This is a genomic window from Maritimibacter sp. 55A14 (assembly GCF_003122205.1).
In the GTDB taxonomy this organism is placed as follows: Bacteria; Pseudomonadota; Alphaproteobacteria; order Rhodobacterales; family Rhodobacteraceae; genus QEYE01.
In genome coordinates, this window is record NZ_QEYE01000007.1 from 34,990 (window position 1) to 49,417 (window position 14,428).

Consider the following 14,428-nt stretch of genomic DNA (forward strand, 5'->3'; position numbering starts at 1 on the left):
GGAAACGGAGCCCGGAATCCTGCGAATCCTTTCCCGGTTGCGACGGGCGTCAATCGAGAAGGCCCGTTGCCGGGTTCTCGGCGACTTCCACGTCGTCATAATAGCGCTGTGCCTGCGCCATCGAGCGGTGCAGGCTCAGCCGCATCGCCGCCTGTATGGGCGCGCCGTCCAGCGCCGCCTGGGTCAGGAAGCCCGACCGCAACCCGTGCGGCGTGGCGTAATCCGCGGGCAGGCCCGCCGCGACCAGCCGGCGGCGCAGGATCTGGTAGACCGCGTCGGGCGACAGGCCGCGGTCCAGCACCCGGTCGGCTTTGCTGATGGCGCGGAAAAGCGGCCCGCCGTCGATCCCGCCCGCGTCGATCCAGGCCACCACAAGGCGCGCGGCGCGGCCCTTGAGCACCAGTCGCGGCGTCTGGCCCGCGCGGGTGGTCTTGGTCTCCAGCAGGCTCAGCCTGATCAGGCCGCGTGCCTCGAACTCCTCCAGCCCGACATCCTCGCGTCGCAGCGAAACGATCTCGGACCGGCGGCGGCCGCCGGAGGCCCAGCCGAGCGCCAGGATCGCCCGATCCCGCGTACCGCGCAGCGACGGGCCGCAGGCCACCAGCAGCGCCTCCAGCACGTCGCGGGTGACGGGGTGGCCGGATTTCGGGGCCGGGGGCCTTGCCGCCGCGCGCCGGGCCTTGGCGCGGGCCTGACGGACCAGCGGGGCCTCGAACGGGCTGGCCAGGTCCTTCATCGCGTGGAAGGCCCGCCAGCTTGCGATGCGCCGGTCGAGCGTGGCGGGCGCCGGGCAGGCGAGCGACTTGCGCAGCCCCGCCGCGATCAGCCCCTCGGCGGTGATCCGTGCGGGATCCTGCGGGTCGGCGTCGGTCAGGTCGCGGGCGTGGTCGAGGATGAAGCGCAGCGCCACCGGCTCGGCCTCCGGCCAGGCGGGCGCGGCCCCGAGAGACATGCGTTTCCAGGCGGTGATATAGACTAGGTCGCGCTCGTAGGCGCGCAGCGTGTTGGCCGGGGTGCCGCGAATATAGAGATCGGTCAGCGCGGCCTCGTCGGCCTCGGTCAGCGCGGGCAGGGGGGACGGACGGATCAGGGGCATGACGGGGTATCTTGATTAAAATGAGCATACAGACTAGATTGCCAACCAGTTGTGAAAGGCAAGATCATGCGTGAAGTGGGCGCCTTCGAGGCGAAAACCCATCTCTCGGCCCTGCTGGAAGCCGTGGAGGCCGGCGAGAGCATCACCATCACCCGGCGCGGCAAGCCCGTGGCCCGGCTGGTACCGGTCAGCGAGATCGGCTCGGCCGAGCGTGACGACCTGCTGCGCCGGATGGCGGCGCTGCGGGGCGAGATCGCGGCGCATTCCGGTCCTTTCACCGCCGAGGATATCCTGTCGGCGCGGGACGAGGGCCGGAAATGACGCAGCGCGACGTGGTGGTCGATGCCTCGGTGGTTGCGTCCTGGCTGCTGCCTTCCGACACCGGGGACAAGACCGTGGAAATCCTGGGGCGGGTGCGGTTGCACGCGCCCTCGATCTTCTGGGCGGAGACGCGCAACATCCTGCTGGCGGCGGAGCGCCGCAAGCGGTTGACCGAGACGATGATGGTCGAGGCGGTGAGCCTGCTGCCGGCTGTCCGGGTCCGCCTCGATACCGCGCCCGAGGGCGATTACGTGATGGGCCTGGCGCGGGTCTATGAGTTGACGGCCTATGACGCGCTCTACCTGGAACTGGCGCTCAGGCGGCAGGCGCCGCTTCTGACGCTCGACCGCAACCTGGCCGCAGCGGCGGCGGGCGAGGGGCTTCCAACTCTGCGATGACAGGCGTCCCATGCCGGAAATCTGGCCGTAAACGAGGCGTAAATCAAGAGACATGATAACGGAACCTTATCATGTTTAAAAGCATTCCCCAGAAAACCCTTTGGTACTGTGCAAAACGCGCATATTTTGCGCAGTATGGTTGATGACCCCGAATTTGAACACGGCCATTTCGAACCCGGCCCCTATGATCCCGCGCCGGGGGACGAGGATGATCTGTGGTTTCTGCCCGGTCGGCTGGACATCGGGGCGCGCGCGGCGGAGAGACCGGCGGCGCCCGTTGCCGACCCGGCGGCATGGGCCACGGCGGAGGCCGGGCTGGCGGGACCGCTGGCGCGGCTCGCGGCGCGGCTGGGCGCATTGGATGAACGTCTGCGCCGTGCGCCCGAGGGCTGGCGGCAGCGGCTGGCGCTGATCGAGGCGGCGGAACTGAGCTGGCTCGACGGCCAGCGCGTCGGGACGGAGCGGCTGGCACTCTGGCTGGCGTTGCGCACCGGCATCACCGGCGACGATGACCGGGCGCTTGTCCGGGCCGGCTGGGCCGCGCGGAGGCTTCAGGGCGGGCCGCCGCCCGAGGCCGAATCGGCGGCGGCGATGACGGCTTTCCTGGGCCGAGTGGACAGCTCCTCAGCGGCGGAAGACGGGCTCAGGGGACAATTGGCGGACTGGTGCGGACGGATGCGCGAGGCCGGGGCGCTGCACCCGGTCAGCCGCGCGGCCTTCGGCTATCACCTGTGGCCGCTGGCGGGGCTCGCCGGGCCGGGCCGGGATGGCGGGGGCGAGGCCGCCGTCGCCGCGGCGCGGCTGGCGGTTGAGGGGCTGCCGGGCGGGGCGGTTTTCCTGCCGCTGGCGCAGGGCGGGGCAGGGGGGCTGCGGCCCGGCGGGCCGATGCCCGACCGTCTGGCGCGCTGGATCGCGGGGGCCGATCAGGCGGTGCTGGCCGCGCTGCGGCGTCTCGACGGGCTGGAGGATTGGGAGAGGCGCGCCGAGGCCGCGCTGGCGGGCCGGTCGGGCCGGACGCCGGGGCGGCTTGTGGCGCTGATGGCGGGCTGGCCGCTGGTTTCCGCCGCGATGGCAGAGGCCGAAACGGGGGCCAGCCGCGCCGCCGTGCAGCGCAATCTTTCATGGATGGAAAATGCAGGCCTGATCCGCGAGGTCACGGGGCAGGCACGCTACAGATTCTGGACGGCGAAGCTTTGAGGCCGGTCAGAGCGCGGCGCGCGCGGCGGTGCCCTTCTTGCCGCGCTTCTTCGGCTTGGCCTCGAACTCCTCGTGATAGGAGCGCTCCACGTTCACGTCCCAGACATCGTTCTGTTCGCCCACGATATTGCGCGCGGCAAACATCGCCGTCAGCATCGAATGATCCTGGTTGTTGTAACGGTGCAGCCCGTTGCGGCCCACGGTCTGGAAATTCTCCAGCCGCTTGAGCCATTCGGCCACGGTGTCGAGAGCTTCCTTGTAGGCGCCGTCATAGACCGGATAGGCCTTGGGCTGCCGGATGATGGCGGAGCCGATCACGTCCTCGGCCTTGGCCAGGCCAAGCTCTTCCAGCTCGCGGCCGGCGAGATCCTGCAGGTCGGCATCCGAGGTTTCCCACAGATCGTCGCCATGCTGGCAGAAATACTCCATCCCGATCGAGGCGGTGTCCTGGCGCGGCAGCATCTCGGCCGACCAGGCGCGGAAATTCTGGATCCGGCCGACCTTCACCTTCGGGCTGTGGACATAGATCCAGTTGTCCGGGAACGGGTCGGCATGGTCGAGGATCAGCGTCACGATCAGGAAGTCGCGGTATTTCAGCCGGTCCGCGGCGTCGATGATTTCCTGCGGCGGGGGCGGGTCGAAGGCGTGGATCAGGTCGCGCACGGCCATGGAGTTGATGAACTCCTCGCCCTCGACGCGCTCGATCCCTTCGTCGGTTCCGTCCTCGCCCCATCTGCGGATATCGACGGATTTCACGCGCATTGAGTCGCGGTTCACCTTGACCACTTCGGAGCGCATCTGCACGACGCCGCCCTTTTCGCGGATCAGGTCGCGCGTGCGTTCCCACATCATGCCGGGGCCCAGCCGCGGATACTGGAATTCCTCGATCAGGCTGGCGGTGTCGTTGGAGCCGGAGATCGCGTTCCAGACCGCCTTGGCCAGCGACAAGTTTTTGATGCGCTGCGCGGCCCAGTCGGCGCGGATCTGCGACGGCGGGATGCCCCAGACCTTTTCGGTGTAGGAGCGGAAGAAATGCATGTAGAGCCGCCCGCCGAACCGGTTGATGACCCATTCCTCGAACGTGTCTTCCTGGGCTTTCGGGCGCAGCTTCCATTTGATGTAGCTGCCGATGATCCGGTAGGTCTCATACGGGCCGATATTGGCCAGCGCGTTGAAGATGCGCAGCGGGTAGTCGTAGAATCGCCCCTTGTAGAAGATGCGGCTGAGCCGCCGGACGGTGATGAAATCGTCGCCCAGCACCTCATGCCACATGGCCTCCACCTCGCGAACCTTGGTGAAGAACCGGTGACCGCCGATATCGAATCGGTATCCGTTGCTGGTTTCGGTGCGTGCGATGCCGCCGACCATGTCCGAACCCTCGAACACGAGCGGGCGGTGCTCGTCGCTGCGTTTCTGCAATTCATAGGCGGCCGTGAGCCCCGCGGGACCACCGCCGATCACAACGACTGGAAGTAACTCTTTTTCCAATTTACCCGTCCCATACCACTTACCCCGCGTGTCACGATACAAGAGGATGTGATCGAATCACAATGATTCCGTGAAGTCTTGAAACCTACCCGCAGGATTGTTCGGGATGGCCTTCCCGAACGGCGCATCAGGCGGCGATTGGCGAAGGATGCGAAACGCCGGGCGCCCGGATTGTAGCGATATGGCCACGTTCGGGGGCCTCAGAAGGCTTCGACCGCGACCCGCGTGGCGTTGGCCATCAGGGTGAGGGTCAGGTTCCCGGTCCCGTGCCGCGGTTCAGCCGCAGGACGGTGGCGGCAACGGCGAGAAGGAAGGCGAAGGCCCCGATCATGGCGATGCGCGAGCCTGGGAATATATCCACCCCCGGCGCATGGAAGCCGGTGAAATCGGCCAGGTTTTCCGACCTCCAGATCAGCGCGGCGCCGATCAGCGCGAGGATCAGCGCGCCGGGCCCCGCGCGCAGCAGGAGCGGCAGGACCACGACGATCAGAACGAAGTCGTAGATGTGCAGCGGTGAGATCGCGACGACGATCGCGGTGGCCAGTCCGAGCACCTGCCAGGCCTGCACCGCCGGATCGGCCGCGCGGCAAAGCCTGAGCGGCCCCGTGCAGGCCAGCACCATCGCCGCGAGGCTGAGCGCGGTGCCGATCAGGTTGCCGGTGTCATGGGCGAAAAGCTCCCACAGCGCCAGGCGCAGCCCGGTCATCGACTGCGGCAGGTTCGCGTTGTTGGCGAAGCCGTCATAGTTTGTGACGTTGTGCACGAAATCGAGGATCGCAGTCGGCGCGACGATGCTGGCGGGCACGGAAAGAAGCGCCGAGATCAGCATCGCGTAGAGCAGCACCCGGCGCGAGCGGGCGTCGAGCAGCAGCATCAGCACCGCTAATTGCAGGCCGATCTGCGGTTTGGTGAGCACCAGCGCCAGGCCCGCGGCCTCGGCCAAAGTATTGCCGTCGACCCGCGCGCGCAGCATCACGGCGATCCCGAACGTGGAGATCAGCGTGGTCTGCCCGACCGAATAGAGGATGCCGGTGGCCTCCAGCGTGGCAGTCAGGAACAGAAGCGCGCTGAAAATGGCGATGGCCGGGTTGACGCCTATGCGGTGGCGCAGCGCGTGTGCGGCGGCGGGAAAGGCGGTGATATAGGCCGTGCTGAGCAGGCTGCACGTCCCCAGGATCAGCGCGGTGTTGGCGACGTTCCAGACGACATTCGCCGCGCGCAGGTCGAGCAGGCCGAAGGGGATGGAGAGGATCCACCAGTTCGGCGGATAGACCCACATTTCGGGCTTGTGGCCCTCGTCGATCTTGTGGGCCGCGATCTGATGGTAGACTTCGTCATAGGGGTTGATCCCGTGCAGCCAGAGATCGCCCGCCGCCCAGATATAGCGGAAGTCATAGCCCGGCCGATCCGACATCTGGTAGGTCTTGAAGAGCAGATAGGCCAGCGCCGCCGCGGCGATGCCCAGGCAGATAGTGCGGGCGATCCGGGTGGCACGGGACAGGGACGGGACGGCCGGCGCTGGGGCAAGCTTGTCGTCGGCCGGCATCAGAAAGCCCCGCCGCAGAAGAACTCGGCCCGGCAGGGCAGGGTGGGTGATGCCGGCGCGCCCGCGACCGGAGCGGTGGCCTGCTTGGCGTGGCCGCCGGACATGTCAGCGTCGGTTGCGATGGAAAGCTGTGGCGTCTTCATCGGCTCTCGTACCCAACAATCCAATTCAAGCTCGGGGTACTGATCCCCCGAGCAGCAGCATCGCCGCCAAGCGGCGCATCCTGCGCCCCGATCCTAGTCCAGATTACGATTTTGGTCGTCCGCTTTCGATGATTCCGTGCCCAAGCCACGGCATTTAGTGCGAAAATGCACCAATCCGGCGTGATTTTCTTCCTTTGCGAACGCCAAGCCGCCATGCTTGCGCCAGAGTGTTTGCGCATGCTCAACTGCGGCTGCCGAACCGGCTCTATTGGAAGTTGTTGCTGTAAAATTTCTTTCGTTTCTTGTTTGGGCCCGAACGGGGGCAAGTTTTCCTGGATGCCGCCATGATCGAATCCGTTGTAAAGAGATCCCCCGCATTGTCGCGTTTCGCGGGGTATCTGGCAATTGCGCTCATCCTGGCGGGCAGCCTTGCAGGGATCGAAATGCAGCGCGGGCTGGGCTTTTCTTTTTCTGCGATCTACGATGCGGGGCAGCGGGTGCTGGCCGGTGCAACCGCCGATCTCTACAATGCGGCGGCACCGATTGGGGGCGAGACCCCGCTGGGCCGCACGACCTATCCGGGTACGCCCCTGGCAAGCTTGCTTTTCACGCCGCTGGCGCAGTTCGAGCCCCGGCTGGCGATGACGCTCTACAAGCTCGCGGGCACTTTGTGCCTCTGGACGGGGTTGGTGCTGCTCTACCGGCACATGCGGCAGTTCGCCGGAGCCAGCCCGGCGGAGCGGAGCCACTTCTTTGCGACCTTCTTCGGCGCGGCGCTGATGTTTCAACCGCTCTGGGCGGTCTACGCTGTCGGCGGGTCCAACATGTCCTTCGTGTTCCTGCTCTGCGTTGTCGGGCTGATCGGACATATGCGGGGGCGGTTCGCCGTCTCGGCCGCTTGTCTGACAATCGCGGGGCTGCTTCTTGCGCCGCTTCTACTGGCGCTCTTGCTGCCACTTGCGCTCGCGGGTGTGCGGTTCCGTTTGATTGCGGGCGCGATGATCGCCGGTTTCGCGTTGCTGTCGGTTCTGCTCTTCGGGATCGACGTCCATCTGAGCCTCGTGACGCGCATGGTTTATGAGTTCAGGCATCTCGAAATGCCCTATTTCAGCGGCAATCTCTTTACCTGGGTCGAGGTTATGTTGTTGTCGCGCGAGGACTATTTCACCTTGCACGACACGCCGCTGACCGTTGCCGCTTTCGCACTGGCTCTGCGGCTGGCCGCGGTGGCCGGGTTCGCGTGGCTATGCTTGGCGTTCCGCCGCCGCGCCGACCCGGCGGCTTGGCGGCACGCGGTTTTCCTGCTGGCGATCATGGCGCAGCCTATTCTGAGTGTGAGCGTCTCGGGCGAGCGGCTGGCAATCCTGTTTCTGCCTCTGACCTTGCTGCTGGCGGGTTGGCGGCAGTTGCCGCCGCTTGCACGGGCGGCAGTCGTCTGCACCCTGGTGATGTCGCTTGCCCAGAATCCGCTGGTCGTGACCTGGGTCGTGGACCGTTTCGGTATGGAAAGCTGGGGAAACCTCTTTGCGGTTGCGGTCATGAAGGGGCTGCCGATGATCCTGACAGCCCTGACCTTTGCCGTGTGGGCGCGGCCTATTGCGGAAGTCTACGAGCGCCGCGTGGGGTTCCGGCAGATTGACATGGTTCCCGGAAAGGGTCCGACAAAAGGGAAGAATGCGTGATATGAGTTTTTGGGAACGGATGTTTTTCATTCTCGGCTGCATTGTGATCGCCTATGCCATCGGCGCGGCCACCGTGCATTTCCGGGTCTTTCCCTATCCGCAAATCCGCGAGGCGGTCGCCGCCCTGAAATACGAGACGGAACGGCTTCACTGGGGGCATTTCCGCTATGATCGCAAGGCGCCGGTGGAGCAGCACGATCCGCAGGTGATGATGCCGGGCCTGACACTTGTCAGTGGCTTCACCGACAGCGATGACAGGATCGTGCGCATCGTCGATGCGACCGGACGCGAAGTGTATCGATGGCGCATAAACTGGTCCGAACTCTGGCCCGATCCGCCGCATCTCGATCCCGAAGATATCGACGAGGGTCAGGAACATGTGCAGGGCGTGGCGCTGCTTCCCGATGGCGATCTGGTGTTCAATTACACCGAACGCGGCATGTTCCGCCTGTCGCCATGTGGAGGGATCGTCTGGCGATTGCCGAAAGAGACGCATCATTCCCTGTATGTGGATGACGATGGCGATTTCTGGGTGCCCGGTCAGATCGCGCATCTCGAACGCAGTTCGGATTTTCCGGCACACAAGCCGTTTTTCCTCGAGTTCACGATCCTCGAGGTCTCGCCCGATGGCAAGATCCTGCGTGAGATATCGGTGCCCGAACTTCTGGAGAAGAACGGACTCAAGGCGCTGCTCTACCTCTCGACCATCGACAATTCCAATATGACAGTACGCGGTGACACGCTGCATCTCAACGATGTGGAGGTGTTTCCCGAGACCCTGCCGGAGGGGATCTTCCGGCATGGCGACGTGATGATCTCGCTGCGCAATATCAACACGGTGCTGGTCTTCGATCCCGAGACGCTGAAGATTCGGTTCGTCAGCACCGGGCGGGTCCTGCGCCAGCACGATCCGGATTTTCTGGACGGCGACACGATCTCGATCTTCGACAACAACAACCTGCTGGACGACTGGTTCGACAATTCCAGCGGTGAGCGGCTATCGCAGGGATTGCAGAGCCGGATCGCGGTTCTGGACGCGCGGCAGGACCGCGTGACGCGCGTCTTCGAGGGGCGGGGCGAGAGCCGCTTCTTCAGCGACATCATTGGCACGCACCAGTATCTGGACAACGGCAACATGCTGATCACCGAATCGCGCGCCGGACGGGCCTTCGAGGTGACTCCGGACGGGCGCCTTGTGTGGGAATATTTCAACATCATCGCACCCGGCACGCTTGGCGTGATCGACGACGCGCAGCGACTGCCCCGGCGCTTCGACGCGGCGTTTTTTGAGGCGCGGAGGGCGGAATGCGCCGGAGAGTGATGTTGCGCAAACGCCCCGGAGCCTGCCCGAGGCAACCGGTACGCCGCACTCCGTGCTTGGTGATCGGGGCATGAGCGTGGTGTAGTTGGCCGGGTGGGGACGGCAGTGTGAGTGAGGATGGTAGTGGCGGAAGGGGATATCGGGCCGGACGGGGTTCTGGTGGTCGATCTCGACGGCACGCTCGTTGAGACCGACATGCTTTATGAGACGTTCTGGGCCGCCTTCGCCGCGCGCTGGACCACGCCTTTCGGTGCGGCCATGGCGCTGCGGCACGGGCGGGCGGCGCTCAAGCGCTGGCTAAACGCCGAGGCGCAGGTCGATGTTTCGGTGCTTCCCTATAACGAGGCGGTGCTCGATTATGTGAAACGCTGGCGCGAGGCGGGCGGGCGCACGGCGCTGGTGACGGCGTCGGAGGAGGCGCTGGCCGACCGGATCGCCGCACATCTGGACCTGTTCGACGACGTGCACGGCTCGGACGGCACGAGCAACCTGAAGGGCGCCAACAAGGCGCGCTTCCTCGACGCGCAATATGGCGACACGGGCTATGCCTATATGGGCGACAACACGGCGGATTTCTTCGTCTGGGAGACGGCCGCCAAGGCGATCACCGTCAATGCCACGCACGCGGTGCGCGCCGGGGCGGAGGAGCTGGGCCGCGACGTGGAGCATATCGCCTCGCGCGTACCGTCGTCGGAGCCCTATCTCCTCGCGCTCCGGCCGCATCAGTGGCTCAAGAACATCCTGATCTTCCTGCCGATGCTGGCCTCGCACCAGATCCACGGCGTGACGATCCTGCAAACCGTCTTCGCTTTCGTCGCCTTCAGCCTCGTGGCCTCCAGCGTCTATGTGCTCAACGATCTGCTCGATCTCTCGGCCGACCGGGCGCATCCGCGCAAACGGTTGCGGCCGCTGGCCTCGGGCAGCATTCCGATCGCCGACAGCACCTGGCTGGCGCTTCTGCCACTGGCGGCGGGCTTCGTGCTGTCGGTTTTCCTGGGCTGGAAATTCGTCGTCGTGCTTCTTGGCTATTATGTCGTGACCACGGCCTATTCGCTGTTCCTGAAACGCGCGCCGATCATCGACATCTGCACGCTGGCCAGCCTCTACACGGTGCGCATGGTCGCGGGCGCGGCGGCAACGGGTATTCACCTTTCAGTCTGGGTGCTGGCCTTCTCGGTCTTCTTCTTCTTCTCGCTGGCCGCGGTGAAGCGGCAAGCCGAACTGGTCGATTGCGAGGCGCATGGCCGCACGGAGGCCGCGGGCCGGGGCTACAGCGTTTCGGACCTGCCGCTGGTGCGGCAGATGGCGGTCTCCACCGGCTATGTCTCGGTGCTGGTGCTGGCGCTCTACCTCTATTCGCCGGCGGTCGATCAGCTCTATTCCGAGCCGCGCATCCTTTGGGGAACCTGCCTGGTGCTGCTCTACTGGATGAGCCGCATCCACCTGATCACCCATCGCGGCAACATGACGGACGATCCAATCGTCTTCGCGGTCAAGGACCGGGTCAGCCAGATCTGTTTCCTGCTGATCATGGCTTTCGCGGTCAGCGGCGCCGTGATGTAGGGTCAGGCGCGGGCTCAGGGTCAGGCGGCGGCCCGGCGTGAGCGCATCTCTGACAGCGGAAAGACGCAGAGCCCGACCAGCACGGTGAACCACAGCGTCGTGACGCGGATGACGAGGGTGGCCAGGATCGCGGTTTCCGCCGGCACGCCCTGCAGGAGCAGCAGCCCGACGCAGGCGGCTTCGGTCCCGCCCAGGCCACCCGGCAGGCCCGAAAGCGCGCCCGAGAGCACCGCGGTCAGGAAGATGGCGATGGCGGCGGAAAGCGGGATCGGCGTGCCCAGCCATGACAGGAGCAGATAGAAGGCCAGCCCCTCCAGACACCATCCCAGCACGCTGATGGCCGTGGTGGGCAAGAGCACGCCCGGCCCGGTGAAGGAGGCCATGCCGCGGGTCATCCGGCGCAGCCGCACGAAGCTGCGCCCGCCCCGGCCCAAGATGCGCCAGGCGGTTTCCACCATCCGGGTCATGAGCTTCGGGCGGCAGGAGATCCAGATGAGGATCGCGGTGATCAGCAGCAGCGGCCAGACCGCGCCGGTGCCCAGGTTGGAGAAGCTCACCGCAACGGCGATCGGCAGCACCATCCCGGCCAGTTCCACCGCGCGGTCGGCGAAGGCGATGGGCGCGGCGCGCTCGAGGCTCCAGCCGGTCTCGCGGCCGATCCAGCGCAGGCGCACCAGTTCGCCCAGCCGGCCCGGCGTCGCCGTCATCGCAAAGCCGCCGAAGAAGTGGCGCAGGTTCTGGCGCAGTCCCGTGGGCAGGCCGGCGGCGCGCGCCAGGATGTGCCAGCGCGCCGCGCGCACCGCGAAATGCCCGCAGGTCAGGGCCAGGAGCAGGGCCAGCTTGCCCGGACCCAGCCGGGCGACGCCCGCGCCGGCCTCTACCCATCCGGTGGAGAGAATCGCCCCCGCCATCCCGGCGCCGAAGAGGATCAGCAGCAGGAGCGTGGAGAGCAGACCGCGATAGCGCCGGAACATGCTCGGGGTCTCTCCTTCCTGCCGGTGATGCGTGGTTGCGTCAAAATGTGACACACGCGGGCGGATCAAGGTTAGCCCCGACGTGCGGGCAGGTCGAGTGCGGCGCGAAAAATTCACCGATTGTAAACCGATAGCTGCCAGTGCTGGTTGAGAGCCGGTCACTTTGCCGTCACCAACGCCGATTTGATTTCCGGTTTGGCGGCGGGTTGCGGTTTTATGACGGCAACCGTTGAAACGGCGGATTTCCGCTATTTTGGAGGATCGAAAAGGGATCTTTGGCAATCGGGTACGTTTTTTGCCCTATTGTTGCCCAAAACGAAGGGCAGTGTTTCCTCAAAAGCTGTGTTGCCTATGGAGTGTTTCGCGTTAAGGTTGTGTTGTCCAGGCGCAGAGAATCTCAGGAGAGAGCGTTGAACATCGTGATTGTCATCTTCGGAATGATCCTCGGCGCCGCCGGCGCGATCACCGCTCTTGTCCAGGGATATTCCTTCTGGACGGCGCTGGCGCTTTACTCCGGCATCGGATGCGCCGCGGCGATCCTCGGCCTGATGGCAACTTGCGCGTTCTGGGCGCTCCACTCCGGCGACGAGGATGCCTGCTACGGCCCGATGGGCGAGCAGGGCCTGCGCGACCACTGATCGCGTCCGCGCTGCGGCGCGCCGCCTCCCACTTCCCAAATCTGCCTCGATTCCACGCCCGCAGACCGCGGCGCGGCCGTTTATGCCCAAAAATGCGGTTTTCCGACCGCACGGCGCTTCGCGGTCCCGGAAAAACCGTGTAGGCTGCTCAACGGTAGTATGCGGCACCCGTCCTGACACCCCGGATGGTCGGGAGGTCTTGCTCCCCGGATTGGGGCCGGAGGGGAGGGTATTTTGGGAACGGGTACGATTCTGGCAACCTTGGCTGCCGCCGGCTGCGAGGCCGCAACGCCGGGCTTCATCTTTCCAACCGAAAACGGGGGTCGGGCGTCACGCGGCCACCCGATGACGCATCCGTGCCATAGAGAAGTCCGGGTTGGGCCGTCAAATCTCGCAAATTCACGGCTATGTGATATTCCGGAAGGGACAACCTTCCGCGTATCAGGAGGCGACGGGGCATCGCGATGACCAAACCCGAATTACCCAAGGACCAATGGAACGACGATCTGAGCCTGCTGTCCAAGCGCGTACTGGTGACGGGCGGGGCGGGGTTTCTCGGCTCGCACCTGTGCGAGACGCTGCTCAACCGCGGGCATGAGGTGCTTTGCGTCGACAATTTCTTCACCGGGCGGCGGGCCAATGTCGGGCATCTGCTGGACAACCCGCGCTTCGAGGTAATGCGCCACGACGTGACCTTCCCGCTCTACGTGGAGGTGGACGAGATCTACAACCTGGCCTGTCCGGCCTCGCCCTTCCACTACCAGCACGATCCGGTGCAGACGACCAAGACGGCGGTACACGGCGCGATCAACATGCTGGGGCTGGCGAAACGGCTGGGCGCACGCATCCTGCAGGCGTCCACCTCGGAGGTTTATGGCGACCCGCAGGTGCATCCGCAGACCGAGGACTATGTCGGCAACGTCAACCCGATCGGCAAGCGGTCCTGCTATGACGAGGGCAAACGCTGTGCCGAGACGCTCTTCTTCGACTATTACCGGCAGCACGGCATGGCCATCAAGGTGGCGCGGATCTTCAACACCTACGGGCCGCGGATGCATCCCGACGACGGGCGCGTGGTGTCTAATTTCATCATGCAGGCGCTGGCCGGCACGCCGATCACGATCTATGGCGACGGCAGCCAGACCCGGTCCTTCTGCTTCGTATCGGACCTGATCGACGGGTTGATCCGGCTGATGGAAACGCCGCCCGAGGTGACCGGGCCGATCAACCTGGGTAACCCGGTGGAGCTGACCATCCGCGGCTTGGCGGAGGCGATCATCGAGAAGACCGGATCGAAATCCGAGCTGGTGTTCCGCGACCTTCCGCAGGACGATCCGATCAAGCGCAAGCCCGATATCACGCGGGCGCAGACCTATCTGGGCTGGACGCCGCAAATCGCGCTGGCCGACGGGCTGGACTCGACGATCGCCTATTTCCGGCGCGTGAACGAGCGGCTGGACCACAAGACCACCGCGCAGGCGGAAGCCGCGGCCATCGCGGGTAAATGAGCGGACGGGCCGACATGCAGCCGTCGTCCCGCAGCCGGCTCCTGCCCGCCGCGCTGGTTCTGGCGGCGATCCTGATGTGCCTGGGCGCGTTGATCGTGAATTCCGGGCCGCTCTACTATTTCGACTCTGGAAGCTACTACAGGCATGGCGAAGGGGCCGGGGCGGGCGGCGTGCCCGTGCTCCGAATCCCCCGCTCAGCATCCACTGGTCAACGGCCCTCGGGACTAACGGAAGTACGGTCGAAGCCTCTCAATCGGCTGGTCCGTTGGCCAGAAGTGCCTCCTCAGTACGCTTCTCTCTCTTTTTGGGAGCTTGAATTACACGACCCGAGTAGCAGGGGGAGAGTTAATGGATACTAAGCCGGCACGAACAGCGAATACCTGTACCAATTGGAAAATGTTGTCTACGGTATGCTAATAGGAGCATCATGGCTAGGCACATTCTGGATGAAGGCCTAGTGTCGCCTTTAAGAAGGGAAAAAACTTGACGTCGAGAATAAGGAGAATCTTAGCGCAAAAACTTGGAAACCATGCGAGATTGCACGGCCCTGGGT

General features: G+C 65.1%; 13 protein-coding genes. 8 read left to right on the forward strand and 5 right to left on the reverse strand.

Going from position 1 to position 14,428, the window contains the following annotated elements; genetic code table 11:
* Positions 1-49: 49 nt before the first annotated feature.
* Positions 50-1,096 (reverse strand): tyrosine-type recombinase/integrase, encoded by a 1,047-nt coding sequence (locus DDZ14_RS07440; RefSeq protein ID WP_109424329.1) that lies wholly within the window; start codon positions 1,094-1,096, stop codon positions 50-52.
* A gap of 66 nt (positions 1,097-1,162) precedes the next feature.
* Between DDZ14_RS07440 and DDZ14_RS07445 the strand changes: the two genes are divergently transcribed.
* From DDZ14_RS07445 to DDZ14_RS20180, 3 genes are all read left to right on the forward strand, one after another.
* Complete coding sequence (locus DDZ14_RS07445) at positions 1,163-1,417, forward strand: type II toxin-antitoxin system Phd/YefM family antitoxin (protein WP_109424445.1); 255 nt, start codon at positions 1,163-1,165, stop codon at positions 1,415-1,417.
* Positions 1,414-1,815, forward strand: coding sequence for a type II toxin-antitoxin system VapC family toxin (locus tag DDZ14_RS07450; RefSeq protein WP_109424330.1), 402 nt, complete (start codon positions 1,414-1,416; stop codon positions 1,813-1,815). The genes DDZ14_RS07445 and DDZ14_RS07450 overlap by 4 nt, the downstream gene beginning before the upstream one ends.
* Positions 1,816-1,950: 135 nt before the next feature.
* A complete protein-coding gene (locus DDZ14_RS20180; RefSeq protein WP_109424331.1) occupies positions 1,951-3,012 on the forward strand; it encodes a helix-turn-helix domain-containing protein in 1,062 nt (353 codons plus the stop codon).
* A gap of 6 nt (positions 3,013-3,018) precedes the next feature.
* Here the strand turns inward: DDZ14_RS20180 and DDZ14_RS07460 are convergent, their stop codons facing one another.
* The 3 genes from DDZ14_RS07460 to DDZ14_RS19650 all read right to left on the reverse strand — a co-directional run bounded on the left by DDZ14_RS07460 (position 3,019) and on the right by DDZ14_RS19650 (position 6,189).
* Complete coding sequence (locus DDZ14_RS07460; RefSeq protein ID WP_109424332.1) at positions 3,019-4,500, reverse strand: NAD(P)/FAD-dependent oxidoreductase; 1,482 nt, start codon at positions 4,498-4,500, stop codon at positions 3,019-3,021.
* Positions 4,501-4,750: 250 nt separating this feature from the next.
* On the reverse strand, positions 4,751-6,046 hold the full coding sequence (locus DDZ14_RS07465; RefSeq protein ID WP_109424333.1) for a glycosyltransferase family 87 protein: 1,296 nt from the start codon (positions 6,044-6,046) through the stop codon (positions 4,751-4,753).
* On the reverse strand, positions 6,046-6,189 hold the full coding sequence (locus DDZ14_RS19650; RefSeq protein WP_158275479.1) for a hypothetical protein: 144 nt from the start codon (positions 6,187-6,189) through the stop codon (positions 6,046-6,048). The genes DDZ14_RS07465 and DDZ14_RS19650 overlap by 1 nt, the downstream gene beginning before the upstream one ends.
* A gap of 344 nt (positions 6,190-6,533) precedes the next feature.
* Between DDZ14_RS19650 and DDZ14_RS07470 the strand changes: the two genes are divergently transcribed.
* From DDZ14_RS07470 to DDZ14_RS07480, 3 genes are all read left to right on the forward strand, one after another.
* A complete protein-coding gene (locus tag DDZ14_RS07470) occupies positions 6,534-7,871 on the forward strand; it encodes a glycosyltransferase 87 family protein (protein WP_109424334.1) in 1,338 nt (445 codons plus the stop codon).
* Positions 7,872-7,890: 19 nt separating this feature from the next.
* Complete coding sequence (locus tag DDZ14_RS07475) at positions 7,891-9,192, forward strand: arylsulfotransferase family protein (RefSeq protein WP_158275480.1); 1,302 nt, start codon at positions 7,891-7,893, stop codon at positions 9,190-9,192.
* A gap of 117 nt (positions 9,193-9,309) precedes the next feature.
* A complete protein-coding gene (locus DDZ14_RS07480; RefSeq protein ID WP_109424336.1) occupies positions 9,310-10,755 on the forward strand; it encodes a UbiA family prenyltransferase in 1,446 nt (481 codons plus the stop codon).
* Between the two features lie 20 nt (positions 10,756-10,775).
* Here DDZ14_RS07480 and DDZ14_RS07485 read toward each other — a convergent pair whose 3' ends face one another.
* On the reverse strand, positions 10,776-11,729 hold the full coding sequence (locus DDZ14_RS07485) for a lysylphosphatidylglycerol synthase transmembrane domain-containing protein (RefSeq protein WP_109424337.1): 954 nt from the start codon (positions 11,727-11,729) through the stop codon (positions 10,776-10,778).
* Positions 11,730-12,139: 410 nt separating this feature from the next.
* Here DDZ14_RS07485 and DDZ14_RS07490 point away from each other — a divergent pair, with 410 nt between their 5' ends.
* The gene (locus DDZ14_RS07490; protein WP_109424338.1) at positions 12,140-12,367 is read left to right on the forward strand and encodes a hypothetical protein; all 228 of its coding nucleotides are present in this window, start codon (positions 12,140-12,142) and stop codon (positions 12,365-12,367) included.
* Between the two features lie 464 nt (positions 12,368-12,831).
* Entirely contained in the window at positions 12,832-13,875 is a 1,044-nt protein-coding gene (locus DDZ14_RS07495) for a UDP-glucuronic acid decarboxylase family protein (protein ID WP_109424339.1), read from the forward strand.
* The last annotated feature ends 553 nt before the right edge of the window (positions 13,876-14,428 follow it).

Bases quoted from the DNA above. Each gene is read 5' to 3' on its own strand.
- DDZ14_RS07440 (WP_109424329.1), bottom strand. From the start codon at position 1,096: ATGCCCCTGATCCGTCCGTCCCCCCTGCCCGCGCTGACCGAGGCCGAC.
- DDZ14_RS07445 (WP_109424445.1), top strand. From the start codon at position 1,163: ATGCGTGAAGTGGGCGCCTTCGAGGCGAAAACCCATCTCTCGGCCCTG.
- DDZ14_RS07450 (WP_109424330.1), top strand. From the start codon at position 1,414: ATGACGCAGCGCGACGTGGTGGTCGATGCCTCGGTGGTTGCGTCCTGG.
- DDZ14_RS20180 (WP_109424331.1), top strand. From the start codon at position 1,951: ATGGTTGATGACCCCGAATTTGAACACGGCCATTTCGAACCCGGCCCC.
- DDZ14_RS07465 (WP_109424333.1), bottom strand. From the start codon at position 6,046: ATGCCGGCCGACGACAAGCTTGCCCCAGCGCCGGCCGTCCCGTCCCTG.
- DDZ14_RS19650 (WP_158275479.1), bottom strand. From the start codon at position 6,189: ATGAAGACGCCACAGCTTTCCATCGCAACCGACGCTGACATGTCCGGC.
- DDZ14_RS07470 (WP_109424334.1), top strand. From the start codon at position 6,534: ATGATCGAATCCGTTGTAAAGAGATCCCCCGCATTGTCGCGTTTCGCG.
- DDZ14_RS07475 (WP_158275480.1), top strand. From the start codon at position 7,891: ATGTTTTTCATTCTCGGCTGCATTGTGATCGCCTATGCCATCGGCGCG.
- DDZ14_RS07480 (WP_109424336.1), top strand. From the start codon at position 9,310: ATGGTAGTGGCGGAAGGGGATATCGGGCCGGACGGGGTTCTGGTGGTC.
- DDZ14_RS07485 (WP_109424337.1), bottom strand. From the start codon at position 11,729: ATGTTCCGGCGCTATCGCGGTCTGCTCTCCACGCTCCTGCTGCTGATC.
- DDZ14_RS07495 (WP_109424339.1), top strand. From the start codon at position 12,832: ATGACCAAACCCGAATTACCCAAGGACCAATGGAACGACGATCTGAGC.